Here is a 25,991-nt window from a genome sequence, read left to right as displayed (position 1 = left end):
AGGGTGATCCACAAAGGCTGACTGAGTTTTTCCAAGCGACTGTCCAGGCCGTGTTTGGTGAAAACGGCCGTGCTGCTAGAACCAGCAAAGTCAACTCGCCCGATCGGTGTGCACGCTTTTCCATGTCTGCAGTGGCTTCGCGAGAGGGCTGGAGCCGATAGCAGACCGACTGGACTGCAGACCGCCCTATTGCATGGTACTCGCCTGCCGTGGGCGTTAATCCGAAAGCGTGAGCATCGATCTTTGGGGCGATCTACAGCTTCCACAAACTGAACCAGAAGAGGAAGCGTTCCTAATCAAAATCTAGGCACGGGCACCCGTCCGGGGAGGACATCTACATGAGTGTTATCGAATCAACTGCTGTAATTCCATTGGCGACAATTGCTGCCATACCTTCGCCCCATTCGATCGAAGGGAAACGTAAGGGCTCAGACGAAGATCACAGGTTCCCGGAGCTTCGTCGGTATCAGCGTGATGCCGTCCAGCAGACCGATCATCATTTATCGAGCGACCCCGAGCGTGTGCAGGTGATCAGCCTTCCGACCGGCGCGGGAAAGACGCTGGTTGCCATGAAGCTGGCGTACGACTTTCTTGATCGCAACGAGGACATGAAAGTTCTTTGGCTCGCGCCGAGCTGGGATCTGCTCGAGCAAGCATGGCGGAAGTGTCAAGCATGCGTACCCCAATACAGCAGCCAAATGGGAACGATTGGCGACCCGAAGGGTCTGCCGGATATGAAGGAAAATCAACAGGCGAGATTTCTGTTTACCACGGTCCAGACTTGGTACAGCCGTTTCTCGAGTGACGCTCATGACCCTTTCAGCAAGCAGCCCTTGTTGGTGATTATCGATGAGTGTCACTGGGCCGCTGCAGCCCAGCATGGAAAAGCGTTGCTGGATCGGTTCTTGGGCCAGTCACTGATGATCGGGCTTTCGGCGACGCCTCGCGTCGATCCAGAGACACATCACATCGCCTACGCCAAATCATTTGCAGAGCTTTGTCCCGAGTTCCTCGCTACGCCCCGCATCGAAGAGTTCGCTACGGGCGAGACATGGGATCCGATCATTAATAGCGGGCAGATCACGCCGAAGTCGCTTGCCGATCTGGGAGATCGCGAAACCCGAAACGAAAAAATCATCCAGCGGTTCTTGCAAGGTTACCAAAAGGGCCAGTATCAGCGTGTTTTGATGTTTGCATGTAACATCAACCATGCCAATCAACTCGCCACCCTCTTGTCGCGAAGTGGCGTACCATCCAAAGCCGTGCATTCAGCCAACAACGCCGAGGACAACCAAACCGCAATCTCGGAATTCCGTGAAGGGCGCATCAATACGCTGGTAGCAGTCGAGATGTTGACCAGTGGGTTTGACGTACCTGAGATCGATGCGGTCTTCTTGACGCGTCCCACGGACAGCTTGACACTGCTGGCACAGATGGTGGGTCGCGGTGCTAGAAAATCCCCTGGTAAGGACTCGTTCACCATCGTCGAGTTTACCGATTCGGTAACCCGCCTGGGCTCGCAGCTATTTCACGCCAAGGAATATACCCAAGGCGTTGCGCCGACTTCCTCGACGATGCCGAGTGGTCCTAGGGTTCAGCATGACGAGCTCGAAGATGTGCGACGCTTCGAAGTGCTGCAGTTGCCCGGGCTTGCGGGAGTTCCGTTTGCATGCGACCAGACGTTTGGGGTCGAGATTGAAATCGGAACGTCGCCTCGTCCCCGGTCTCGCGACCGCGACTGGCGCGTCGGTGCCCAGAAGATCATCGAGTGCCTCAAGCATTCCGCTTCGCTTCCGGTGTGCCAACGCCCCCTTGGCTACCACGAAAATAACGAACACTGCTCGTGGCGGGTTTGCTATGACAGTTCATGCGGCTGGGAGGTTGTCTCTCCGATTCTGGTTAACCGCGATGGATTTGACGAACTAGCCCGAGTGTCTCAGGGGCTGGACCGGTTTTTGGACCAGTCGCCCACGATGCGCATCAATCACGAAACGGGCCTTCACATTACCCTGGCAACTCGCCTCAATACGGAAGAACGTCGAAGGGGATTCGCCGCCCGATTGACGCGGTTAGAAAATGGACTCTACACCCTAGTCGCACCCTCGAGGCTGTACCAGTGGCACGGGCCCTACACTTATGACAACTACGGGCGGAACGAGTTCTGCAAGCCCTACCGCGACAGTAGAAAGCTCAATAAGGCCCCGATCCTGTTCTCCTCCGGATCGCTATCGCGATATCACTCGGTCAACTTAAATCGCATCGACAATGCGATCCAGCTTCTTGAGGTCCGTATGCACCAGGGCACGACGGACTATCGCAAAATCATCCCCTGGATCGCCCTGTGGATGCAGATCTTCAATCACTCGCGATATCAATGGCAGGGGAATTGCGAATTCGGACGGGTGTTACCAGGTGGGAACACCGCGATCGGTCAATGGAGGGTCGGCAAGGAAGATATATTTCAGCTTCTTGAGCGGGAGATGATCTTCTTGCCTCAACCCCTCAGGCAGCTGCTGTGGGAGCGGCGGCGTCAATTACGTGACTCTTGGAAACATGCGGTTCCCAATCGTGTTGCTCGGTGGGAAGCAGCGGGTTGGTACGATTCGGCCGTGGCATCATCAGGGCATTGCCAACTGAATCCATGACGTTCCGTGGGCAGGATTGGTTTGGGCGTGGTCACCACGATGCGATCTTGTCGCGTTCCAGGGGAGGCAATGTCTTCGAAATCGAGAGTGATCGACTGCCGTCAGTCCTCGATCACTGATCGCCTGCCGTAGAACCGTCTAACACCCATCGCTGAGTTTGCAGCGTTCGCGTAGCTGTTTGCGCGTCCAGGTTTCAGGAGTGCCGGTGTTCATTTACGCAACAGTACTCGGTGAATTCGCCGGCTCAAAGCACACCTACCATGGTCCTCGGGGTATCAAACCGTCCTCTAGAGGATTGGGGCAAGCTGATCGGTGACGTACCGAGCGCCAGTGCGATCTTGGATCGGTTCTTGCAGTCGGCGGAGATCATGAAGATCACCGGCCGCAGCTACCGGCTAAAGAATGCCGAGAAAAGTTCAAAAGGGACCAGGTCCCGACAGGTGGTCCCTTTTCAGGCGCCCCGTGACAGAAGACGAAAGGTTCTACAGATTCGCCTACCCACTTGGGTTTCGGCTTCTCGACTTGCGGTCCGGTATTCTTGCAGGAAATGCGGTGGATGCGTCGTTCTAGCAGCCGATGGATGAATTCGAGCTCGCTAGAATACTTGCTCGCGTACTTTCGTGATCGCGAGATCGTTTCAGCAGGGGTGGGTAACATGAAAGAGAATCATTCGTTGGAACAATCGATGGGCTCATTAACACCGTTGAACGGCAAACGGTGAATACCGATTCGAATTGGGATTTGATTGTCTTGGGGCTCGGCGGTGTCGGCAGTGCGGCGGCGTACCATGCCGCTTTGGCCGGTTTGAGAGTTTTGGGAATCGACCAATACTCACCCGTGCACAATCATGGCAGCTCGCACGGAAAGACGCGTGTGATTCGACAGGCGTACTTTGAACACCCCGCCTACATACCGTTGCTTCGACGCGCCTATGAGTTGTGGGAGTCGCTGGAGCAGGCCTCCGACCAGCGGTTGTTTGTACGAACCGGACTGGTCGAAGTCGGACCGGTCGATGGCGTGGTTGTCCCTGGTGTGATCCGAAGTGCCGAACGATACGGACTGGACATTGAAAAACTCTTGATCGATCAAGTTCAAAACCGCTGGCCAGGACTCTCCGCCAGTTCCGAGATGGCGGCGGTCTTTGAATCAAACGCGGGCTATCTGAAGGTGGAGTCGTGCGTAGCCGCTTATTTGCAATGTGCCGCGGATCAGGGTGCCGTGTGCCGTCACAACGAAACCGTGCGGACTTGGTCGGCCACAACCGAGGGTGTTGTGGTCGAAACCGATCAAGGCCGATATTCCGCCGCCCGGCTGATCATCGCAGCCGGACCCTGGAGCGGCCATGTCTTGTCCGGCCTGGGCGTGCAATTGCAAGTGCTGAGAAAACACCAGTACTGGTTTAGCGCCGCGCCGGCCGAATCCGATCAATCACCGCATCTCCCATGCTTCTTCTTTGAGCTACCTCGCGGCTACTTTTACGGATTCCCATCGATCGATGACAACGGCATCAAGGTTGCGCGTCACAGCGGCGGCCAAAGCGTCGAGATACCGACCCGCGGCGACTATGCCACCGATGCGGAAGACCTTCGACTTGTGCAAGAATTCGTTCGCGAGCACTTGCCCGGTGCGACGACTCACTTGCGATCCCACGCGGGATGTTACTACACGATGACCAGTGACGAACACTTTCTGATTGACACGTTGCCCGAGCATCTCAACGTCGTTGTGATCGCAGGACTTTCGGGTCATGGATTCAAGTTCACGAGCGTTCTCGGCGAAATCGCAATGCATTTGGCGGTCGGCGACACCCACGACTTCAACTTGGATCTATTCCGCATCAACCGTTTCAGTTAACCGTCTCCGGAGCCCCCAAGGGACAAAGAAATCAAGTCCTCACGATGAAGCTACGAATCTGATTGTGGAGCAAACCGGAACCAAGCGTGCGGGCGAGATCGTGCTGCTCGATGCCCACTACGACACTGTTTACTCCACGCCTGGTGCTGACGACAACGCTTCGGCCGTTGCGGTCATGCTGGAGGTCAGCCGGTTGCTTCGCGAGCACCAGGGCAAACGAACAGCTCGTTACGTCGCGTTCGCGTGTGAGGAACCACCGTACTTCAACCTCGACTCGATGGGCAAGGTAAAACGAATGCCAATTCTGGAAATGAAGTTGGATCGGCAGTCGATCGGCACGTTTTCTTGCGTAAACCTTCCATGCGGGAGTCCTCTTGCTTGGGCTTCTTCGAGTAACCAATCGACGATGGTGTCAATGTTTCGGCGGCAACCTTCTGCACCCCAGTCGTTCATCGTGTCGACACGGGTTTCGCAGTTGCACGTTTCGCTCGGCTTGGCAAACCAAGCGATCATCTTTTTGAGTTCGTTGCCGGGACCGGGCCAAAAGCTGCTGATCTTCAGCGTCGCCGGCATCGGGTCTTCGTCCGGGATGTAGTTGCGAAGAAGTGCTTCCAACTCGGTGACGTCTTGTTTGCGTCGCTTTTTGTTGACCAACGCCATACCGATCATGACGACATTGATCGCTCGCGGGTTGGATTCGTTCTGGCAGGCGTTGCAAGCCGCGGGCGTGACTTTAGCCAGACAACCTGCCATCCCTGAGGCAACTTCGCAGTTGTTGTCACCCGAAAGGTGAGGGCAATCTCCGCAACTCGCAGATTACGCGGATCGCTTTCCCGATCATGCCAACGTGATTGTGGAACTGTTTGATGAGAACAAGCCTGCATCAGGACCGTTCGCGAACCAAAAAGAAAGATCAGCCGGCCGACGGCGGCACGATCTTGTTAAAACGCAATCCACGATTCGGCTTACGAACCGCGTCCTTGCCAGCGAGATGCTTGTCCGCAGCGATCTGCTCAGTCAGCTTGTGCTGCTCAACCGACCCCGCATCACACGAAGCCTTCGCAGGCCCCGAAGCGTTCTCACGAATCTCGTCGTTTAGGTGATCACCCATCGCCGCAACTCACTCGCTCGCAAACAAACGTCCCTCTCAGGGTTACTTAGGCAAAGTGAGCCGTGGGTAAACCAGAAAATTGGCCGCGAAACGCAAATCGTCCTCTGGTATCTCTCGTGAGGATCCAGAATTGTGTTCCCCGATGCGTCGGCGATGGAGCGGCAACAGGCCGAGAGTAGAGATAAGGCTCCGGTGTCGGCCACCGGTGCCAACAGTTGTCAGCCTTGAGTTGGACAGCTTTTACGAAATTAGTCCGAGTGCGAACTGGAAACGCACGAAAGTTACTTCATTGCTCCTCGAATCAACGATCTGACCCCTTGCCCAAGAACAACGAAGCGATACGCCGGTGGATTTAGAAAAGAAGGTAACCATTTAAGAAGTGAACCTGGTGCTCTTGGCTTCCGTCATTACTCGGGAGAAAGTGTAACGCTACTAGCGAATGAGTTTGTAAGACGGAGCGTCAGATGCGGTTCGTCCAGGCACGCGTAAAACGCTATCGTAGCGTCGTGGACTCAGGTCCTTTTGAGGTCCAAGACAACAAGACTATTTTCGTAGGGCCTAATGAGGCACGCAAATCCCCGCTTCTGCAGCCAGTTCAGCAGCTAAATCGGCCAGATGGTGTAAAGGCGTTCGACCCGCTGCGTGATTATCCACGTTCAATGTGCAACGAGATCGCGATTAGAGAAGTCAATACGAAGAATATTGAAGTTGTTACCGGACGATTTAAGATAGAAAAGCAAGACCTCGAAGTGATCCCGCCCAAGTTCGCGGATTGCACCTACGTACTGACCCGGTAACCCATGATAGTTCATCACTACACGTCTCTGCCAGTCGGGCTACAGATCCTGGAAAAGCGAGAGTTGTGGCTATCCGCAGTCACTTCGGCAAGTGATCTGGGCGAATATATTTTCGCGGCTGAGCACTTGAAGAGCAAGGTTTCTGAATGGCTGTCAGATGAACTTTGTCAACGAAGATTCTGTGAACGACTTGACAGTTTTGTATCTCTCTACGGGGCAGACTTGGAAGAGCCCGACCTAGCATTCTATGCAAGCTTCACGACTCTTGAAGACAATGCTACCCAGTGGATTGCATACGGCGACGGTGGCAAAGGTATAAGCATCGCGTTCGATTTAGATGGGCTTCGCGCTCACGGAGAAAGAGCAACATCAAGCGCTGTGATGTACGGTCAGCCGGGGCTCGACAGAATCGTAGAAAACCTGGAGGGATTTAAAGCTTGGTTTCACAATCGTGAATCGGAACTCGAGCACGACGTTGATAGTTCTGAGTTTGCTCTTGCTGAGTACCTGGCTGGACATGCCGCTACTCAGTGCGCTTATGTCAAGAGTGTCGGTTTCGAAACAGAGAAGGAAGTGCGACTCTGTGTAGCTCCGGTCCTTGACACTGACGGAGATGAACCAAAATGGAAAATTAAGTATCGATCAGCTTACAGTCGGCTGATCCCCTACACTGTCCACAAGTTCCAAACTGAAGTCATTAAGTCAATTCGACTTGGACCATTTTCGTCACATGGCACCAACAGGCATGCAGCTGCGAACATGTTGACCGACTGGGAGTATGAAAACACGATTGTCAACATCTCTGAACTCAAGATGCGGTAAATCGCCGTCTTCGTGACTTGCTTACGTCGTTACGTTCGTCCGAGTTTGCAAATCAGAATGGGACGTCCGGATCTTCAGCATCCACCTTCTTTGGCTTGCTCGCTTCTATCCGCTTTTCTAGCTCACGCAGTGCGGACTCTACCTCAACTCTGTTCGTCTCAACCCAATCAACGCCGTCGCTTGAGATTTTGTAGACGCTGTACTCTTCACCAAAGTCCATTCCAGTATCAACCTCAACTAGATCTAGACGGTCAAGCTGTCGGATCGAGATAATCACGCTCATCCTGGGCATCAGGGTTTGCTTTTCAATCTCGTAGAGCTGCATGCCAGATGAGTCGTACGTTTGCTCGAATAGGATCCCCAGAATTGTCTGCGCATCAATGCTCAACTCGGTTCGCGCAACAGGAGTTTCGTCTCGCTTCAGCGAAGAAATGTCCGAGAGCAGTTCGTGCATAGAAGCATACCGGGAGTCAGCCGGATTAAGCGTGGTGAATATCACGCGAGCATAGTTTTCCGTCACCCCGTCAACGGCACGCAGGGATGCTTCCCAGTTTCTCCCCTGGGGGGCAGTGCCGGCAAGAAGCCAGTACCAACAAGCTCCGAGACTGTACACGTCACAACGAGCATTCACCAATCGAGGATCTGCAAGTAATTCTGGCGCGGTGAATGATCCTCCGACTGGCGTTCCTCCTGTGCGGGTGAATCTCTCTCCTCCGGGGTCCATGACCTTTGCAATCCCAAAGTCTAGTACTCTTGCGGTTCCCTTTGAAGTCATCAGGTTGGTAGGCTTCACGTCGCGATGGATAATTCCCTTGTCGTGAGAATATGCCAACGCGGACGCAATTCGTTCCACGAATGGCAAAACGACCTGAGGGGTAACATCAAAGTTTGTCTCCTTTACTTGATGGAGATTCCAACCCTCGAACCGCTCCATGAGAATGAAGGGAACCCCAGCATGTTCACCCACGCCAAAAATCGGCGCGATGTACTCGTGCCTCAACGACAACAGTAGCTTCGATTCCGCCTCAAATCTTTCGGACGCTCTCGACTCTTTACTCCGGAAGGGGTGCGGATCTAGAAACTTAACCGCACAGGGGTGATCTAAAAACGGGTGTTTCGCACTGTATACAGTTCCGTATCCACCTTCCCCAAGCTTCTCACCAATAGTCAGCGAGCCGAGGTCAACCTGATCACCCAAAGAAATGTTCATTATCCAAATCAACTCAACATGCTGTTTTCGCGATCGTTCAACGGTAAGAGCATCCCGGATTTCTGGCTCAACATCCAGCCCCGTCACGCCGCAACGCCGATTATGTTGGACGCAAGGGACCAGCCGACGACCATTCGGCGAACGCTCCGGTGGCCGACACCGGAGCGACGATTGCTTTGTTCCTTACGCTCCGGTTTCATCGACCAGCAGCTCGAACTTGACAATCCAAAGTCGGCCGCCAGAGCGGTGTCGAGGCGAGCCTGTCCGATTCGCCATGATGCTCGACTGTGAATTTGTATCCCATCAATTCGCCTTCGACTAGCCTTGCCAGTCAGGTGCAAGTCTTCAGAGAGTCTCAGGCGAAGACTTTCAGGGAATTGAATTCCGGGCGCATCTTGCGAGCCGTTTGAGCTAGACTTGGTCATCTTGTTTTCCTTTTCAGGAGGAGTCGCTGAGCTGTTCCCAGCGAACAGCTCCTCTTGAAAGGAGGCTTCCTACAATCCGCGACGCCGCCGTTCCGCCACCAAAAAGAAACCACCGCAACAGCGGCTTACTTGAACCATCGCATGCAACCGAGGACGGGTGGTCCGTTTTGTTGTCTGCTTGCAAGTCATTCGCCTGACGTGGTGATGGGGCCCTGCTGGTCGGAGATGAGGCGGTTTGCTCCTCTGCAAATCCGCCGGGAGCTAAAAAAAAGCCACGTACCCGGTAAGGACGTGGCGGAATGGCCCGAAGGCCGGTGAACTCACTGACCAGCTAGCTGGCTTTTCAGCTTCTCAATTAGTTCGCTCGCCTGCTGCAACGTCAGGCTTTGCGGCGACGCGACGCCGAACTCGCTTATTTGCGGACATCTCATCACTTTCTCTATAGTTTTCTTTGAATGGAAGTTTCGACTTCGTCGATCAACAACGCCGTCTGTGAATCGTCGGTCGCACTTTCACGTAAATCCTCCAGCAACTGTGCCGCTTGTTCTCTGTTACCGAGTTGATGATTCGCCATTGCCAAAAACGCGAGTGCGATCGGTGAACGTGGTGGAGGAGTTTCGTTGAGAGTTTCCAGGGCTTTGGAGAACTGGTTAGCGCGGAACTGCGCCATACCGAGTTCAAGCAGGTATGACGACTCATCGCTGCTCAATTGATGCGCCGTTTCGGCTTGTGCCAAAGCAAATTGATATTGAAACTTGTTTAGTTGGGGCTTCAGCGCGATTCTCCGCGCCGCATCGGCGTAACGCTGCGGATCCGTTTCTGTCTGGAGTCGGTCAGCCAATTCGGCGGCTCTCTTCTTGACTGCGTCGCTAACTGCTGCCGATTTCACGAATTTGAGCACGTCTGCCTTTGACAGCGGCCGATCGATCAAGAATCTAACCAAGGCGAGCGCTTCGCGATCCACCTGAACCTCGGGCGTTGAAGCACGACCGTCGAACACTTTCAGCGTCCCGACTTCGGGCCGATCGACGTCCCCGGCAAGCCCGACGGCTAACCAGTGTCCGTCGGAACTGAAATCGGCGCCTACGCCGCTGAATGGTAGAGGCATAGACAATACCTGTTGGCCTGTTTCGACGTCCCACAATCGACACGTTTTATCTATCCCGGTCGTAGCAAGGCGGCGGCCATTGGGGGAAAAGGCGATGTCCCACACCGGCGAGGTGTGACCGCGCAGTCTGGCCAATTCGCTGCCGGTCCCTGCCTCCCACAACGCGTCTGAGGTCGCGAGAATCGTTCCGTCGGGACTGAATTTCAAGTGCTGCGGTCGGGATCCTGTCTTCCAACTTTGCAGTTGTTTTCCACTCTTGATTTCGTAAATGGAAATCTGGCCGGAACTCGCAACGGCCAGACGCCGACCATCGCTGCTGAGAGTGGACGCGCGGATGAACATGCTTGGCGTGTCCATAATGCGGAAGTCGTTCAATTGGTTTCCGGTGATCGCATCGAATACATACACATGCTTGTCAACGCCAATCGATAACAACCGCGAGTCGTTGGGGAAAAACACCAGATGTCGAACGGCCGGAAAATGCGGAATCCGCCGATGCGCCGAAATCGTTCGCACGCGATTGCCGCTTTTGACATCCCAAATGTGGATCCCCTGCGGCCCCTCAAAGGACTCTTGCATTTTGTCGCGGTTCAACATGGGCGGGGAGGTTGCAAAGAGCCAGCCGTCGTGGCTGTAGGCGATTTGGCCGATAGGGCGATCCGTCTGGATCCGTTTCAGCCGCACCCCTGACAGCGGGTCGTCTAGGGCGACCTCGCCATTGAGTGAGGCTGAGAACAAGCCGACCTCCGGAGCAAACACCACGCTCTTCAACCGCAATCTTTCCGATACGTTAATCGTCCTTTCGACCGGCTCGCTTTGCAAAGCGTATAAGTCAATGTTGCCAACCGCGTATAGAAACTGCCAACCCCACGGATCCAACAGATATTTGTCGAAACCGGGCTCTCGCCTGTACGGAAGTTCTGAAATCAGTTCGCCACTTTGCAAGTCCCACGTTTTCAGCGAATGCCCAGAGCCGCGGGTGATCAATCGCTGCTCGTCCGGAGTGAACAGAATCGTGCCATGAGCGTCGGAAAGCGTGTGAAGCAACTCACCGGTTTGGGCGGACCAGATTTTCGCTTCCGAACCATTTCCGTCTTCGCCTGCCCCGCGGGAGGCAATCAGCCGTCCGCTGGGGCTAAGCGTCGTCTCGAAAATACGGCCGCCCTCGTGGTGGCGGATTGTTCTCTCCAGTTCACCAGTTTCCGCATTCCACAGTTTGATCAGGTAATTATCACCCGCCTTGGTCGAGTACTCACGCTCCAGGCCTCTGGACAGTAACCGTTGGCCGTCCGGGCTAAAAGCCACGTTGTAGGCTTCGTGGCCGTGCGCATCCACTGTCAGAACCACGTTTCTTGCTGCAAGATCCCAAACTCGAATCGCGCCGTCAGCGTTGGAAATCGCCAGCCGCTGGCCATCCGGCGAAAAGTCGATGGATGTTGGAACCGGATCGCCTTTGGTTTCGGGGATTGCAACAAGCATTTTGCCCGACGCTGCGTCCCAAATGCGTGCGCTGGCGTGAACGTCATGGCCACCGGTTGCGATGTGCTGACCATCGGGACTGAATGCGATTTCCACCCCACGGTATTGTCGCAAGCCGCGTTCACTTTCGGGAACGTGAACCAGCAGTTCACCACTGGCGGCGTCCCATACTGCCAACCTGTAACTTCCTGCTGTCGCGGCAACTCGGGTTCCGTCGGGACTAATCGCCATGTCGGCCAACCTGCGATCAGGCGTCGAAAAACGCCGCAATTCCGGATGCGTGCGTTGCCACAGGTGATTCCACTCCCAGCCGCGCAAGTCGAGCGGCTCGCTGCTTTCTCCTTTGTCATCTTGCGGCCGATAGAGATCAATCATCTCGGCGGTGGAGTCGATCGCACCGTCTTCCCATTGCCGTTGAGCTTGATTCATATGAATGGCATACCGAAGTCGCCGAGCAATGTTGCGTTCTGCGATGGCCTGTATTTCTTGTTCCTTTGCTTTCTGTACGCTGGCGGCGGCGAGGCGTTCGCTTGCCTCGCCGCGTTGCCGTTCCTCTTCCACGTCAGTTCGTGCCTCCCTCTCGGCGACTGCCGCACGACGCGCTCGTACCTCCGAAACCGAAAAAATGATCGCACCAGCCAGTAAAGCAATGGTCAGCGCCGCAGTCAGCGACGAAACCATTGGATGACGCCGAACCAACTTCAAGCCGCGCTCGACTTGGTTAACCCGGCGAGCCGTGATCGGATTCCCATCGAGCCAGCGGCCTAGATCGTCGGCCAGTTCCTGAGCCGACTTGTACCGCTTGTGTGGTTCCTTTTGCAAGCATTTCAGACAGATCGCTTCCAGGTCTCGCGGAGTTCGCGGGTTCAGCTGCCGCAGCCGCGGCGGTTCGTTTTGGACGACCGGCATCAGCGTGTCCAGCGGGCTGGATGTCTGGCCGATGAGTGCGGCGTAAAGAATTGCACCCAGCGAATAAATATCCGCCGTCTCACCAATCTCCTTTGTTTGTCCCGATGCCTGTTCCCGTGGCATGTCGCTGGGCGTGATTAGAGTTCGTCCGGCGCTGGTCATTTCAGTCGCGCCCCCGGTGCGTTTGGTCAATCCAAAGGCGGTAACCTTCGGCTGGTACAGTCCCGCGAATTCGGGATGCTCTGCCGTGCCGCTGATTTCAATCACACGATTGCCGCCGCTGGCATCGCGCTGCTCATACCGAGCCAACAGGATATTGGCTGATTTCAAATCGCGATGGATTACTCCGTGGGAGTGCGCGTAAGCGATTGCTTGGGCAACGTGTTGAACCAACTGAGCCGATTCGCGGGACGGCAATGGTTCCGCCGCCAACACTTGTGCGAGACTGGGGCCGTCCACGAAGGCCATCGAAAAGAAGTGTTGCCCGTCGTGCTCACCAATTTCGTAGATCGGCACGACGCCGGGATGGTGCAGGTTGGCAGCTGCCTCGACCTGATAGTGAAACCGCCGTACGTCGTCAACACTCGCCAATTGGCCGGAAAGGATCATCTTCAAAGCCACCGTGCGATCCAGGTTCACCTGCCGTGCCTTGTAAACCACGCCCGTTTCGCCGCGGGCGATTTCAGCCAACAACTCGTAATCGCCTAAGTAGCGGACACGCGTTGCCGCCCCTTCGCGTGAGCCAAGCAACTCGTCCGCGTCCAACGTTGACGCGTCTTGCGAATCACCAGCGAAAAACTTGCGGAGTTCCTCCGCGTATTCCGGGTGCTGCCGCAACAACGTGTCGGGGTCCACCGATTCGCCGGATTCCACTCGTTGCAGCAACTCGACGAGAATCTTGTCGAGTTTTGAAGTTCCCGATTCGTGCTCGTCTGTCATGTTGACTTTCTAACGACATACAAGGTAAGTGTCGAGATAACGATCAATATGCCGCTTGCGACGATGGGGGTCCCAATCATCATGGCGATTTCTGGTCCCATGTAGCCGCTTCCGATTAGATCGGCCTCGATGAAAATATAGACGATGCCAGACGCGACGAAAGCCGCGACTGCCGTTGTCACCAAGGTTGCAACTCAGACCAATGGCAGGAGTGCCCACATGCGACGAACACGTGGTGCAAGCAGTACCTTGAGTGTGACCAGCGACGACATCCATCCGAGCAGAACTGCGGACACCATGACAGAAAGCCCGCCCCAAACGAAGGCTAGGAAAACCTCGAGTGCCGCGAAGTAAAACAGCCAAAGGACAACCCAAACACGTATTCGTGGTTGCAAGGCATTCAACAACTCCGCCCCTGTGATGTTTCCTGCCGCAATAAGACGGAGGCATTCGTGGCTTACCGGCACTGCAAATAGTGATGACACTAACACAACCAGCCACAGAAAAACTTCAGGAGATCGCCACATCACCAATAGCGAGCCGACCATGAAGGTCAGATGCAACAAGTCAGCAATGCGAAATTTCATTTATGACTCAGCTCGACAAAGCATTCAATGGAAGGCTTCCGTTCTTACTACGAGCCCGGCTCATGCGAATCCGCTGCGCGGATTCTCTATACGATCTGGAAAAAATTCTGTCTCGTAAACGTGCCTATCACGCCTACCTCATTTTCCGTGTTGGCTCTTCGTCAGCTATTTTCGAGGCATTCATTGTCACTGGTTGCAGTTGGACTCGGCGACTCTTTATCGGTGGCGTTACAGTTCCTAAGATCTCATTCGCTGATTTCAGCACTGGTCTTCATCCCCCAATCTCCATGAGCAATCGTGAACCTAACTAACGATGCAACCACGGCTTAGGTTTCTTTGCTAGTGTTATGCGCATCTTGCCGACCTCGATTTAATTCTGTCGACGCATCGACTCGTTTCGCTTTGATAGCAGGGACGCTGCCGACTGTCACCGCGACAGCTAAACTGGCTAAGGGCGGCCCATCAAGTGACTGACTACGAAACGGTGTTGCGACCCAAGCGGCAACGAATGCAGAAAGGACACATATCATTACGCCCGTGGCGAGTCCGAACGCTAAATGGTGGTTCATCCCCAGTGGGGTGTTCAAGTCGTTGCTGACAAATACTCCCATCATGAACGGGATCGTCAATTTCAACCAGAAGTAGCCGACAAGTGCGGCCCCCACAACGGCTAGGACTCCGCGGGTGATGCCGTTATTCTGCCATTTTGTTTGCATGATGGGTTCTATTCATAAGTTATAAAATGCCGCGTCGGTTTCCCACCTGCGATTTTGGCAACGCAGGCTGGAAGCCTCTACTTGTCAACGTCCGATCTTCTTCAGGGCGTCACTCGCAGCCGAACGGACGCCTGCATGGGCGTCCTTCGATGCAGTCGTGAGAGAATCAATCGCTGCTTCGAACGCAAGCGGATCGATCGTGGGAAGTGGCGATGGACGTCGCCGGCTTAGCAACAACGTGTCTGGATCGGCAAGCATCCCGAGCCACTTTGCGGATCGGAGACGTACCGGTATGTCTGGATCACCAAGCCCCTCAATCAACTCCGCAACAGCACCGTCGGAGCGGATGCAGGCCAATGACTCAAGTGCTGCCGCACGGACTTCGGCGTCGCGATCTTTCATTGCTTCTCGCAGTGTGGGCTCGACCGATGGACCATACTCGCTGAGTGCTCCTACGACTTCACGCCGCACGATTGCCGATTCATCCGAAAATGCGGCGATCAGTTTTGGCCTAATCTCAGCGATTACACTCTCGGAAAGCTGCGGCAGCGGATCGTCTTGCAACCGAGCACCAGGGACGCGTACGGTCGCGACAATGCCTAGCCATTTGGCCGCTTCACTTCGAACATGTGCATCAGGATCCTTCAGCGCAGAGATAAATTCAGGCACACCTCGATCTTCCTTTGTACTACTGATCGCCATCAATGATAACGCCCGAATTTCGGAGTCTTCATCACGGGTACAACGCTGGATTGCGGGTAGAGCGGCGGAAATATCGATTTCCTTTGAAGCGAGCCCGCTGATCGCGAACAATGCCCAACGTCGGCGATCGACGTCGGCGTCTGTCAATGCTGCTGCTAGGGGCAGGACCGCTGATTCACCGCTGGCCAAAATCGGTTCAAGCAACCACATGCCAACGAATCGGTTGTCGTCGCCGAGCCCATCGATTATCGCAGGCAAAGCTGCCGGCCCCAGCTTGATGAGTTCATCCTTCGCTTCGATGACGGTTTGCTTATGCCCCGGTCGTGCCCAATCTGCGGGCGTTGCAACGATCCGAGCGACAAGCTGTTCCGCTTTCTCCGCCGGCGATTCACACCCGGAAACCATCAATGCCAAAAAGCCCATCATCATTACTCGCATGAAATATTTCCTTACGTGATCAGAGACCAGTAATCATTGAGTCACTTTGCTGCAGCACACTGCCGCGATCTATATAGCTCCAAGCAATAAATCAAGCACTTTTGGGACCGGCTATCTTGCTACGGAAAATCCCGCCATCGCCGCAGCGAAGACCACGAGGCCGACAATAATGAGGCACGCAGCAACCGCGACTCCCACAGTGAGGCGTTGTGGGAATGTGAATCGAGCTGGAAAAGCGGTCGCCAAGAAAAGCAAGAAAGTGCCTAACGACAAACCTACAGCTGGCAAGACCCACTCGGCATCTCCGCCGCTGACTGCCGCTCCAAACCAAAGCACAACTGCACCACCACCCATAATCCACGTCACATAGATGAAGACGCGAGAAATGGGGCCACGCAAAGCACGTTGCGGCCAGATTTTTTCAACGATCCTGCCAATCTTGCCCAAGCCTCCTTCTCCGCATGTCGTCATCTCCATTTCGAGCTCTGTACTGCGGGGATCGTCGCGAAACGTTTGCCGTAAAACAATCAAAACTGTGCCGATGGAAAAGAACACTGCGGCTCGCATCCAATCGGCGTCTCGACTGGTAAGTGCCGCCGCACAGGACACGGCTGTTGCAGCCGCAACAACCCAAGGTAGATGAACAACGAGAAGCTGCATAATTTGTTTTACTCATCTATGATTCAGGGAGCGGCTACGGGAATGGTCCAATGAACTTCACAGTTCGACTTCATGTTTAAGAACGCATTGATGCCCTTGGACGTGACTTGCGTCTTACTGACATCCAGATACGCGAGTTCCGGAATTTTCGCCAGGATTTGCAGGTCATCGTCGTTCAATTTCGACCCTGTTATCCAGAGTCGCTTTAAGGCAGGAAAGTGCGTGAGCTGTTCCAATCCGTCCTCGGTGATCTCGGTGCCGATCAATTTCAATTCTGACAACATCGGCGAATTCGAAAAGCCAGCGAGATCATTACCGCTGACCACGGACAAATTCTCCAAATAGACACCTGTCAATTGAAAGAGCGAGGAATCTAATTCTTTATTCCAATCAATCCTAGACATGGACCCGAACCGGTAAACGTCGATATTGGCACGCATTGCAAGTGCCTTTTCAGCGGCTTCGCGATCCGCCGTAAAGTCATATTTCGTCAACTCAATTGCCTCGATTGCCCCTTCGCGGATCTGTTGATCTTCGGAATTTTTCAACTGCTTGACTTGCGCAAGCTCATCTGGCCCCTGAAGTGCGGCGAGAGTTATATACTCCAATGCTTTTCCTTGCACCTGAAAATCATCATCGCTAAGTCTCTGGCCGACCGCGTGAATGACGTCAGGCGAATAAGCTTGTTCCTCGCTCAACTTATAGATTGCCAAAAAACGCTGATAACTATCTTCGGATTCAAGCTGGCGTGTATGAAAACTTGCGGGATCCCAATAGAGTTGCGAACCCCAAACGACACACCCTAGCATGGCGATCGGTGACCACAACAAAAGGCTCCACAACAAAACCGTCAGTGTGAGTGAACGTCCAATCGTTGTTGGCTCCGGCCTGTCGGGTTGTGCTTTGAGCCGTTGCGATATTAAGACGACCGTTGCTGCTGCGCAGAACGCGGCCATGGCGATACCTGCAAAATTGGCAATGTGCAGCACCGGTGGCCCTTGCGGCGAAACGCGCAGCGGTTTTAAAACCCACAAGATCGTTGTCGTACCGATGCCCGCGATCACGCCAATGGTTATCGCGACACCCTTCGTCAGCAGTATCCGATCGGATAGCTCCTTCGCCTCGCGCCCGATCGCAACCCGTGCAGCAATAAACGTCGCTGGCATACAGTGCATCAGGCCCATCGCCAGACCCCATCCCGTTACTCGACGAATGCCTAGAACGATGTTTAGATTATTGCCGACCATCAGTCCCAGCAGCGTGGGAATCATCATCATCAGAATAAAAATCCCCACTCCTGTTCCTGCTACTGTGGCAATGATGAGGTTTAAGTATTTGTTCTTCATTGTGCGTTCACTTTTATGCTTCATCGATTGTCATTCGTCATTTTCTCGCACCACGGGCCATTGGTTTCGCCAATCGATCGTTTCACCGAGCAATTCTTTCCACCGTTCTCTTTGTTGTGGCGTCAATAACTGTAACGCATCATCGACACCCGCTTGACGATGGTCTATCAACGCTTCGATGCTGCCTAACTGTTTTGCGGAGGGTAGGTTGGCCCGCCATTTGGAGACAAAAGTGGCGAGCGCTTCTTGCTGGGCAGTTGTGATTTCTAAAGGCTGGATTTGAGCAATATCCGACGCGAACAAACCGGGACCATGAAGCCAGACTTGCTGCTGCAGGTAGATTTGATCGAATCGGCTTTGTTGGTCGTCCGTCAACAATTGTCGTTCGCGGGCCAAAGCCTGATCGACCTCCGCTTCGACTTTCGCGTCTCCGTCCGCTTTGGGAATGGTATAAATCCGTAACAGCGATTCAGATTGCAAGTCGGCCAGTTTTTGGAGTTGCTCGTTGGTGAGTTCAAGTTCGTGCTGTATCCAGTTCACACTCAAGTGCGTGACAGTGGGAGACGTGAACTTGATGGATCGCTCCAGCCGAGCCAATTCGCGTTGCTGATCATCATTCAGCGAATCTCGAATTGGTTTAGCAAACCGATCCGCGAGTTCCGTTGCGGAAACTTTTCGGTCCGGTTGGCCCAAGTCTTTCAGGTACTGCGCGATGATGGGTTTCACGAACTCGCGGTCGATCCCGGTCAAGCCGATTTGGGCTTGATATCGTTCGTGTTGCAAAATGGCAATCAAGTGGTCGGAAGGCAACTCGGTAAAGGATCGCGGCGCGGCGGACACTTGCGTCGGTTCGACGGACTCTGCGGTCGCTTTCACGTCCACGGATTCGTCCTCAGGAGACTGCTTCGGCGACTCGGGTGTGGGAGCGGCGGCATGGCCGTCGTCACTCACTTTCCACAATCGCAAGGCATGGTCTTCACCGGCCTGCATCTTGCCATCGATCACAAGTCCGCCGCCACCTGCTAAAATGGATTGTCCGTCGGGCGTGTAGACAGCGGACCAGACAATATTCGCATGTCCGGTCAACGTCGCGATCGATTCGCCCGTCTCCGCGTTCCAGATGCGAATCAAGCCATCGTGACCGGCGGTTGCCAGCCGCGTGCCATTGGGCGAATAGCGAACCGAGTTGATTCGTTCGGTATGGCCTGCGAACGAGAGAGAGCGAGTCAGCGTTTTCAGCGAATAGATCACCAGTTCGCCTTGACGCGTCGCGAAGGCCGCATGACTGCCGTCGCTGTCCAGCGCCGCCGATTCCACCGCCGCACTCAAGTCGGTCAAGTGCAGCAGCTGGTCTCCCGTTTCCAGGTCCCAAACGTGAACCGCGTTGCGTTCGTCGCCGGAAATCAGCCGGCGGCCATCGCCCGAAAGCGATACATCCAGTTGGCGGCCGCCGGTCGTAATACCTCCATACGTGCGCAGCAACTCTCCGGTATCGATATTCCACTGCGACACGCCCGCAACATCGCCGATGACGATACGTTGGCTGTCCGCTAGTGCGGCAATGCCTGATGTCTTGCCATTCGTCTGGAACTCGCGCAGTAGCTCGCCAGTTTCCACATCCCATACACGGACTTGTTGTTCGCCGCCGGAGATTACTCGCTGACCATTCGGAGTGAACGCCACCGCCATCGCGTACATTCTTGCAGCCGAAAGGGTGTGCAGTAGCTCGCCGGTTTGCAAGTTCCACAGCCGTAACGTGCCATCACCCTGCGGCCAACCGCCAACTGACGCGGCGGTTTTCCCGTCCGGCGAAACGGCGATGCACTTGATCGACCCGGTATGACCCCAGAAACGACGCACCTCGTGTGGATGCAGAGGTTCTTTTTCAAGTAATTCTCGAGTTACCTTGAGACGAGCTTCGTTCGCTGCTCGCTGTATCGCCTGCGACTCGTCCCAGGCGACTTTGCAATTCGGCTTGCGTTCCTTGAAGGCTGTTATCCCAGCGACGGAGACAGACGTCCCCTCCACGTTCAGTTCGGCAAGGAATTTCGATTGCGACAGGATCAACAGGCCATCGTCGTCCAGCGAACATCCTTTGAGTTCCAAGCGTTCGAGGCCCGGCATGTCGGCGATGTGCTGGACTCCCACTCGATCCAGCCCTCCGAAGGCCGGGATGTTCAGCGCTCTCAGCGCAGGGAAATCCTTCAAATGTTTGAGTTGCTCGTTCTGCAAGTTATCGGATCGAATCACCAGATCGTTCAAGTAGGGCAACTTGCTCAGATGCTCCAAGCCCGCTCCTGTCAGATCAGAACGCCAGATGTACATTATTTCCAACGATTGCCAACGCTGGAAATAAACCAACGCATTGTCGGTCACGGGAGTTTGCAGGTTGCCTCGCCACTTTTTCAAGCTGGGAAGCGGCGGCAGATACGACAGTCCTTCATCAGTAAACGGCAACCTGTACTCGCAGACCAACCTGTTCAATTCGGACAGCGACTGCAGATACGCGAGTCCGCTGCCAGTGACCTGCGTCCGACTGATGTCCAGCGATTTCAGCTTGCTCAGATGTTGCAAATGCTTAAGCCCTTCATCCGTGATGTTCAAACCGAATAAGTCAAGTGTCTCCACTTCGGTCAAATCGGCCAGCGCGGCCAGATCTTCATCCTGCACATTAGATTGGTTCTTCCACTGGATGCCCACAACGCGAAAAGGATGCTCGGGAAGCTGAGACGCCGCTGAGACTGTGACGGTATCGTCCGCCATGCGCATGGTGATGGATGCACCGAGAGCCAAAATTTTCTCGGCAGCCAATCGATCGGCCAGGAACTCTTCCCAACGAATCTCTGCTTCAGGCAGCGCCGCGCGAAGCTTGTTGACTGCGGTTTGCGACACTAGCGTTTCGGTGAGGTCGATATCTCGCAGACGAGTGAAAGCGGTGAGTGGTTCGACGGCTTGGTCGTTTACCGCGGTATGCCGCAGATCGAGCGACGTCAACTCCGAAGCAGCCTTAAGATTAGCAACGTCCCGCGATGTCAATGCCGTGCCAGGCGGGAACGAGATGCCGAAAATCGCGAACTCGCCTTGCGGCAAGGATGCCAAATTGCTGACGACCTCGTCGCCCAAGTCGAGTGATCCTCCCAGCCCTAGCACGTGCCATGCGAGTTGCAACATGGGGTGGTCGCGGCGCTCACTCTTCGCAGCGTCGATTCCGGCGGCCTGCCAGACGGTGACGGTGTGATCGCTGCTGCCGCTGGCCAATCTTCGCCCATCGGGGCTCCACTGCAATGAGTTGACGCCACCCACGTGGGCACGAAGACTAAGAACCTCGCGCCATAGATCGGTGTCCCAGAGCTTTATTGTTCCGTCGAAGTCTGCGGAAGCCAGGCGGTTTCCGTCGGGATGCCACCTGACGTTACTCACCATTTGAGAGTGCCCGCGCAGGCTGCGCAATTGTTCGCCCGTTTGAACGTCCCAGATTCGAATCGTACGATCGTCGCCGCCGGACGCCAACCGCTGTCCATCGACGCTCCATGTGACAGATCCAACGCCATCGGAATGACCGCTCAGCCGCCAACGCAATTGGCCACTAACACTATCGGAGATCGTGATGTTGCTGTCCGACGATCCGGCCGCGATCCAGTGGCCGTCAGGACTCCAATTCAAATCTCGAATCGCGGCGCTATGGGGTCGAAACTGCGTCAACACTTCACCGCTGGCGGCATCCATCACATAGATTTCATCGTCTGCGGCGATCGCCAGTTTGGATCCCGACGGATCGTTGCTAACAGCGACGATCGTTTTCTTGTTCGTCGCTTCAAAGCCGCCGACCTTCGTGCCGGATTCAGGATCAGTGAACGTCAGCTTGCTGGCGCTTTCTGGCCACAATAGTTGATTGCCCAAGCGGCTCCACCCCAAGGGAATTGGGGGCAGTGACAACGGCGGGAAACGCTTGACTATCCCTGGCTGATCGCCCCTCCATAGCAGCGCAACGAAATGCGGCTCTATCCAGCGGTCGTGGTGGCCTGTTAACAACTGGCTGCCGTCCGGGCTCCAGCAAACCCGCGTTACTTCGCCGACGGATTCACTCAAAATGAAGGCCGCAGAATCACGCTGCATGTCAAAGACAGCAATGGAACCTTCCTTGCCGCCGGACGCCAAACGGGTTCCATCGTGATTGAACGCCAGCGTCTCCACTCCGCCGCGATGCGGTCGCAACGTTTCCAACTCGCGGCCCGAGGTGGAATCCCACACTCGCACGGTCTGGTCTTCGCCGCCCGAAATGATGCGCTCGCCATCGGGACTCCAGGCAACTGCGTTGACGAAGCTGTCGTGGCCCAGTCCGACGAGCGGAATTTCCGTGCTACCCTTCCACGCCCATAACCCGCGTGTGTCGCGTTCTTGCCGCAAGTTCAACTCCCTCTGTCCCGTTTTGGCGTTCCAGACTCCAACACTGCCATCGTCACTTGCCGATGCCAACCGCTGGCTATCGGGACTCCACGCCACACACCAAACGCGGTCCTCATGACCCTGAACGGGGACTGCCGTCGCGGTCGATGACTTCCCGCGGTTGGGCTCATCCAGCACGGACAAATCCCAAATTCGCACCGAATGGTCACGTCCGCCCGATGCCAATTGACGACCATCGGGACTCCAAGCAATGCAATTAACATCGCTGCTGTGGCCTGTGAACTCGTGGATTTGCGCACCCGTCTCTGGATTCCATATCCTTACCATCCCGTCGCGACCCGCGGAGGCAATCTGACCGCCTTCGGGATGCCAGTCGACAGACATGCACGGAAACCAATTGCGTACACTGCTTGGTCCGCGATGAGCTTGCCAGCGACGCAGTTCGACGCCATCGGACGCTTGCCAAAGAATGACAGACCCGTCGCTAACCGCTGTTGCCAGTCGCTCGCCGTCGGGACTCCAAGCGATTCCAAAGACGCCGACTGTTCCCGTCGCCAGTTCGTGGACGCGTTGGCCCGTGGCGGCGTCCCAAATTTGTACGTGTGCACCGTAAGAGGGGCTGACGTTGCCGGTAGCCAGGAATCGATCGTCGGGACTCCAGGCCACGGCCGCGCACCAACGTCCGCCATCGAGCACCAGCGACAAACGTTGCCAAGCGGTGTTCATCAGCCACCACTCCCAACCGCGCAAGTCAGCTTGACCGGGTTGCGGTACGTGTCGATCCAGCAGTTCGCGCAGCCGCAGCAAGTAGCCCGTTTGCCAAGCTTCCTGAGCCAGACGCATGTCGGCGAGATAGAGGTTCCGCTGAGCAACTTGTCGAGCCTGTCGCTCGGCCACGGCATTTCGCTCGGCCCTCTGACCTTCACGAACGGCAAGCTGCTCATTGGACTCGGCAAGCTGTCGCTTCGCTTCTGCATCGCCGCGTGCGATCCGTTCCAAATCTGCCGACTGCTTGGCGCGTATGGCAAAGATGGAACTGACGACGATGCCGCTGACCAGCGCCAGTACAACGGCCAAGGAAAGTCCCGCGACCACGGGATGTCGACGCACTAGTTTCACTGTTCGCTCGGCGCGGCCCACCGGCCGAGCCAGAATCGGCTTGTTTTCAAGCCAGCGACCAAGATCGTCGGCCAGTGCCTGAGCCGATTCGTAGCGTCTCTGCTGGTCCTTTTGCAAACATTTCAGGCAAATGGTTTCCAGATCGCGAGGCACTTGTGGATTGAGCTGCCGCGGCGCGACGGGTTCTTGTTCGAGTACCTGCATCAATGTGTCGAGCACATTCGCAGCTTGAAACGGCGGTCGACCAGTGAGCACGCAGTACAAAATCGCGCCGAGCGAATAGACATCGGCCAGCGGGCCAATCTTCTCGGTCGCTCCGGCTGCTTGTTCGGGCGGCATATAACCCGGCGTACCAAGAATCTGCCCCGTAGATGTCAGCTCGGAATCTGCTTCCGTCTTTTTAGCCAAGCCAAAGTCAGTGACCAACGGTTCATCGTTGGCATCGAGCAAGATGTTCGCCGGCTTCAAGTCGCGGTGTACGACGCCCCGACGGTGCGCGAACTCGACGGCCTCGGCCACCTTGAGTAGAAGTTCGGCAGCGTCACGCGGCTGCAATGGGCCCTCCCCAACGCGTTTTGCCAAACTGTGGCCATCAACGAATCCCATTGAAAAAAAGTGCTGACCCTCGTGTTGGCCCACTTCAAAGATCGGCACAATACCAGGATGATTCAAGTTCGCCGCTGCCTCGGCTTCTTGGTAAAACCGCAGTACATCTTGCTTGGAAGCGAGTTGCCCAGCCAGAATCATTTTCAACGCCACGACCCGGTTCAAATTAACTTGCCGCGCCTTGTAGACGACGCCCATTCCACCGCGAGCAATCTCTTCGATCAGTTGATAATCGCCGAAGTACCCGATCTGCGTTTGAATGGGCGTCGGTTGTTCGACCGGGGATTGAGAATCGATCGTCGGTTCAAAACCGGATTCATCGGCAGAGTGTGCCCCCGCCAGCCGCTTCCAGCGAAAATCTTCTTCAATAAATTGCTCCAATTCCTTCGCAAATTGGGGATGTCGAGTGAGAAAACTTCTGCGGTCAATCGACTCTCCCGCTTCGACCCGTTGTAAATAGTCGGCGAGAACTGCATCGAACTCGGAATTACCGGAGCTTTCGTTCATGATCACTTCCGCATTCGCGGCACAGGTGAGATCTGCATTAAATTATCCTCTTAGATCAGAGAGCCGGTCGCGACGCGATGCAATGCGCGAAAAATTGAATCTGAGTTTGCAGCCTGCAAGCAGAACTCGTAGCGGTTCTGGATGTCGCTTTCAGGTTCCCAGCTTTTCTTGCAACGATTTCAGTCCGCGAAATGCCAAGCCGGCGACAGCCGAGACGGTCCTTCCCGTTTCTTCGGCAATTTCCGTGATTGTTTTGCCGTGCCAGTATCGGAGCAGAATCACTTCACGCTGCCCTTCCGAGAGCGTTTCAACGGCTTCTGCTACGACGACCGCCTGTTCTCGCCGCTGGGCATTTTGACTTGGCGAGGACTGCTCCGCAGCCAGGAACGTTTCCAGACGCAAAGACGAAGCATCCATCGCCGCATGGATGGATCGCTCTCGTCCAACATCTCGTTTGTCCGCATGGGCATCACGGATCGCGTGAGAGATCGTTCTTGCGAGGATTGTTCTCAGCCAGGCAACGAGTTCTGCTTCACTGCTACCGCGAAAGTCAGAAAACGCCTGATAAGCCTGCAACATTGATTGCTGTACGATGTCCGAAGGATCGAACTTCTTTCGCAGTTCGTCACGCATCTGCACACGGGCAAGGAAACGCATGTAATCGCGATAAGATTCAATTTTTGTAAGTGGGAAGTCGCATTCTTTCTCTGACCGCATAGTGTCACCAGTACCTAACCTTGTGCAATGAGCCTGGAATTTGCCCGAGACGCAATTTGTGGAAGGTCTCGCAATTAGGCATCATAACGCCTTCTCTGAGCGACACTCACTGTATTTAGTCGGATCGGATTCGGACGCTGACTCACGTGTCAATCTAAACATTCTGCTTGACTTGGTGTTGGCAGTCGAACCTCACTCGAGTAAGCATTGCCTGATACTCAGTAAAGCTGTCAGTTTTGCAACAGAGCTTGACGAAGACGCTCAACCGAGACTGGAGCAAGGCGTCGGTGGGACCGAAAGTTTGGCTCTCGCCCGCTTCACTCACAGGAATATCTAAATCCGAAAGCTCACATTAAACTAGGTCGATGTTTCCGTTGCAGAACCAACGAAGAAACGGCAGTAGACCACTCAAATCTAGAGTCCGATTGAGTATCGTTGTGTTCTTGAAAAACCATCTTCAATTCGGAAGTAGCGCGAGTTTGGCGATAACCGTCTTAAGCCTTCTCGTGTACCTCGTGTCATTTTTACTCCCGACCGTCGGCAGCTACGAGCAAAATCATTTCATTGGAATTCAAGCCTTCGGGATCGCGTTCTTGGCTTTGGCTGAAATGGAGGGCTTTGTTTGGTTGGCAAACCCATTTTATTGGTCCGTGGTTGCTCTTTTGCTGCGAGGCTCGGAAAGCGTTCAGACGCTGATGCTGAGTACGATTGCGGTTCTGATCGCGCTCTCATTTCTAGTTCATTCTCCGGTAACCATTTCAGAGATTCTAGTAGGTTACTACGTCTGGCTGGTCAGTTTGAGCCTCGCGTTGCTTGCTTCTGCCGGTGCAATTTGGCATGCGAAGTCACAGAACGATGGAAACCAACGATGTCAAAGACATTGACGC

Annotated in this window: 15 protein-coding genes and 1 pseudogene; 5 read left to right on the top strand and 11 right to left on the bottom strand. The window is 54.9% G+C overall.

Translation table 11 applies throughout. The features are described from left to right. The first annotated feature begins 338 nt into the window (after positions 1 to 338). The 4 genes and pseudogenes from NB063_RS14905 to NB063_RS14890 all read left to right on the top strand — a co-directional run. Positions 339 to 2,645, top strand: a complete 2,307-nt coding sequence (locus NB063_RS14905; protein ID WP_250929532.1) for a DEAD/DEAH box helicase family protein — start codon at positions 339 to 341, stop codon at positions 2,643 to 2,645. Between the two features lie 260 nt (positions 2,646 to 2,905). Next, a complete protein-coding gene (locus NB063_RS14900; protein ID WP_250929531.1) occupies positions 2,906 to 3,229 on the top strand; it encodes an ATP-binding protein in 324 nt (107 codons plus the stop codon). 133 nt (positions 3,230 to 3,362) lie between these two features. Beyond that, the gene (solA, locus tag NB063_RS14895; RefSeq protein ID WP_250929530.1) at positions 3,363 to 4,499 is read left to right on the top strand and encodes an N-methyl-L-tryptophan oxidase; all 1,137 of its coding nucleotides are present in this window, start codon (positions 3,363 to 3,365) and stop codon (positions 4,497 to 4,499) included. A 43-nt stretch (positions 4,500 to 4,542) separates the two neighbouring features. Beyond that, positions 4,543 to 4,782, top strand: a pseudogene (locus tag NB063_RS14890) (M28 family peptidase); the annotation flags it as partial. On the opposite strand, the gene NB063_RS14885 reads toward NB063_RS14890, so the two are convergent. Together NB063_RS14885 and NB063_RS14880 are read right to left on the bottom strand one after the other, a co-directional pair. Next, entirely contained in the window at positions 4,728 to 5,252 is a 525-nt protein-coding gene (locus NB063_RS14885) for a hypothetical protein (protein WP_250929529.1), read from the bottom strand. The pseudogene NB063_RS14890 and the gene NB063_RS14885 overlap by 55 nt on opposite strands. 160 nt (positions 5,253 to 5,412) lie before the next feature. After that, on the bottom strand, positions 5,413 to 5,610 hold the full coding sequence (locus NB063_RS14880; protein WP_250929528.1) for a hypothetical protein: 198 nt from the start codon (positions 5,608 to 5,610) through the stop codon (positions 5,413 to 5,415). Positions 5,611 to 6,410: 800 nt separating this feature from the next. Here NB063_RS14880 and NB063_RS14875 point away from each other — a divergent pair. Beyond that, on the top strand, positions 6,411 to 7,229 hold the full coding sequence (locus NB063_RS14875; protein WP_250929527.1) for a DUF2971 domain-containing protein: 819 nt from the start codon (positions 6,411 to 6,413) through the stop codon (positions 7,227 to 7,229). 52 nt (positions 7,230 to 7,281) lie between these two features. Here NB063_RS14875 and NB063_RS14870 read toward each other — a convergent pair whose 3' ends face one another. From NB063_RS14870 to NB063_RS14830, 9 genes are all read right to left on the bottom strand, one after another. Then, the gene (locus NB063_RS14870) at positions 7,282 to 8,439 is read right to left on the bottom strand and encodes a serine/threonine-protein kinase (RefSeq protein ID WP_250929526.1); all 1,158 of its coding nucleotides are present in this window, start codon (positions 8,437 to 8,439) and stop codon (positions 7,282 to 7,284) included. Positions 8,440 to 9,303: 864 nt separating this feature from the next. After that, a complete protein-coding gene (locus tag NB063_RS14865) occupies positions 9,304 to 13,299 on the bottom strand; it encodes a protein kinase domain-containing protein (RefSeq protein WP_250929525.1) in 3,996 nt (1,331 codons plus the stop codon). Between the two features lie 194 nt (positions 13,300 to 13,493). Continuing rightward, entirely contained in the window at positions 13,494 to 13,886 is a 393-nt protein-coding gene (locus NB063_RS14860) for a hypothetical protein (protein ID WP_250929524.1), read from the bottom strand. Positions 13,887 to 14,212: 326 nt separating this feature from the next. Next, positions 14,213 to 14,602: a hypothetical protein gene (locus NB063_RS14855; protein ID WP_250929523.1), complete on the bottom strand. Its 390-nt coding sequence runs from the start codon at positions 14,600 to 14,602 to the stop codon at positions 14,213 to 14,215. Positions 14,603 to 14,686: 84 nt separating this feature from the next. Further along, positions 14,687 to 15,742 (bottom strand): HEAT repeat domain-containing protein, encoded by a 1,056-nt coding sequence (locus NB063_RS14850; RefSeq protein WP_250929522.1) that lies wholly within the window; start codon positions 15,740 to 15,742, stop codon positions 14,687 to 14,689. A gap of 111 nt (positions 15,743 to 15,853) precedes the next feature. Beyond that, a complete protein-coding gene (locus tag NB063_RS14845; protein WP_250929521.1) occupies positions 15,854 to 16,297 on the bottom strand; it encodes a hypothetical protein in 444 nt (147 codons plus the stop codon). Positions 16,298 to 16,425: 128 nt separating this feature from the next. Further along, positions 16,426 to 17,748: a hypothetical protein gene (locus NB063_RS14840; RefSeq protein ID WP_250929520.1), complete on the bottom strand. Its 1,323-nt coding sequence runs from the start codon at positions 17,746 to 17,748 to the stop codon at positions 16,426 to 16,428. Between the two features lie 30 nt (positions 17,749 to 17,778). Beyond that, on the bottom strand, positions 17,779 to 24,387 hold the full coding sequence (locus NB063_RS14835) for a WD40 domain-containing protein (RefSeq protein WP_250929519.1): 6,609 nt from the start codon (positions 24,385 to 24,387) through the stop codon (positions 17,779 to 17,781). A gap of 150 nt (positions 24,388 to 24,537) precedes the next feature. Beyond that, a complete protein-coding gene (locus tag NB063_RS14830; protein ID WP_261367391.1) occupies positions 24,538 to 25,104 on the bottom strand; it encodes a sigma-70 family RNA polymerase sigma factor in 567 nt (188 codons plus the stop codon). Positions 25,105 to 25,991: the final 887 nt, after the last annotated feature.

It is taken from the genome of Aporhodopirellula aestuarii, from assembly GCF_023701485.1.
Taxonomy (GTDB): Bacteria; Planctomycetota; Planctomycetia; order Pirellulales; family Pirellulaceae; genus Rhodopirellula; species Rhodopirellula aestuarii.
This window is presented reverse-complemented; position numbering and strand designations above follow the sequence as displayed.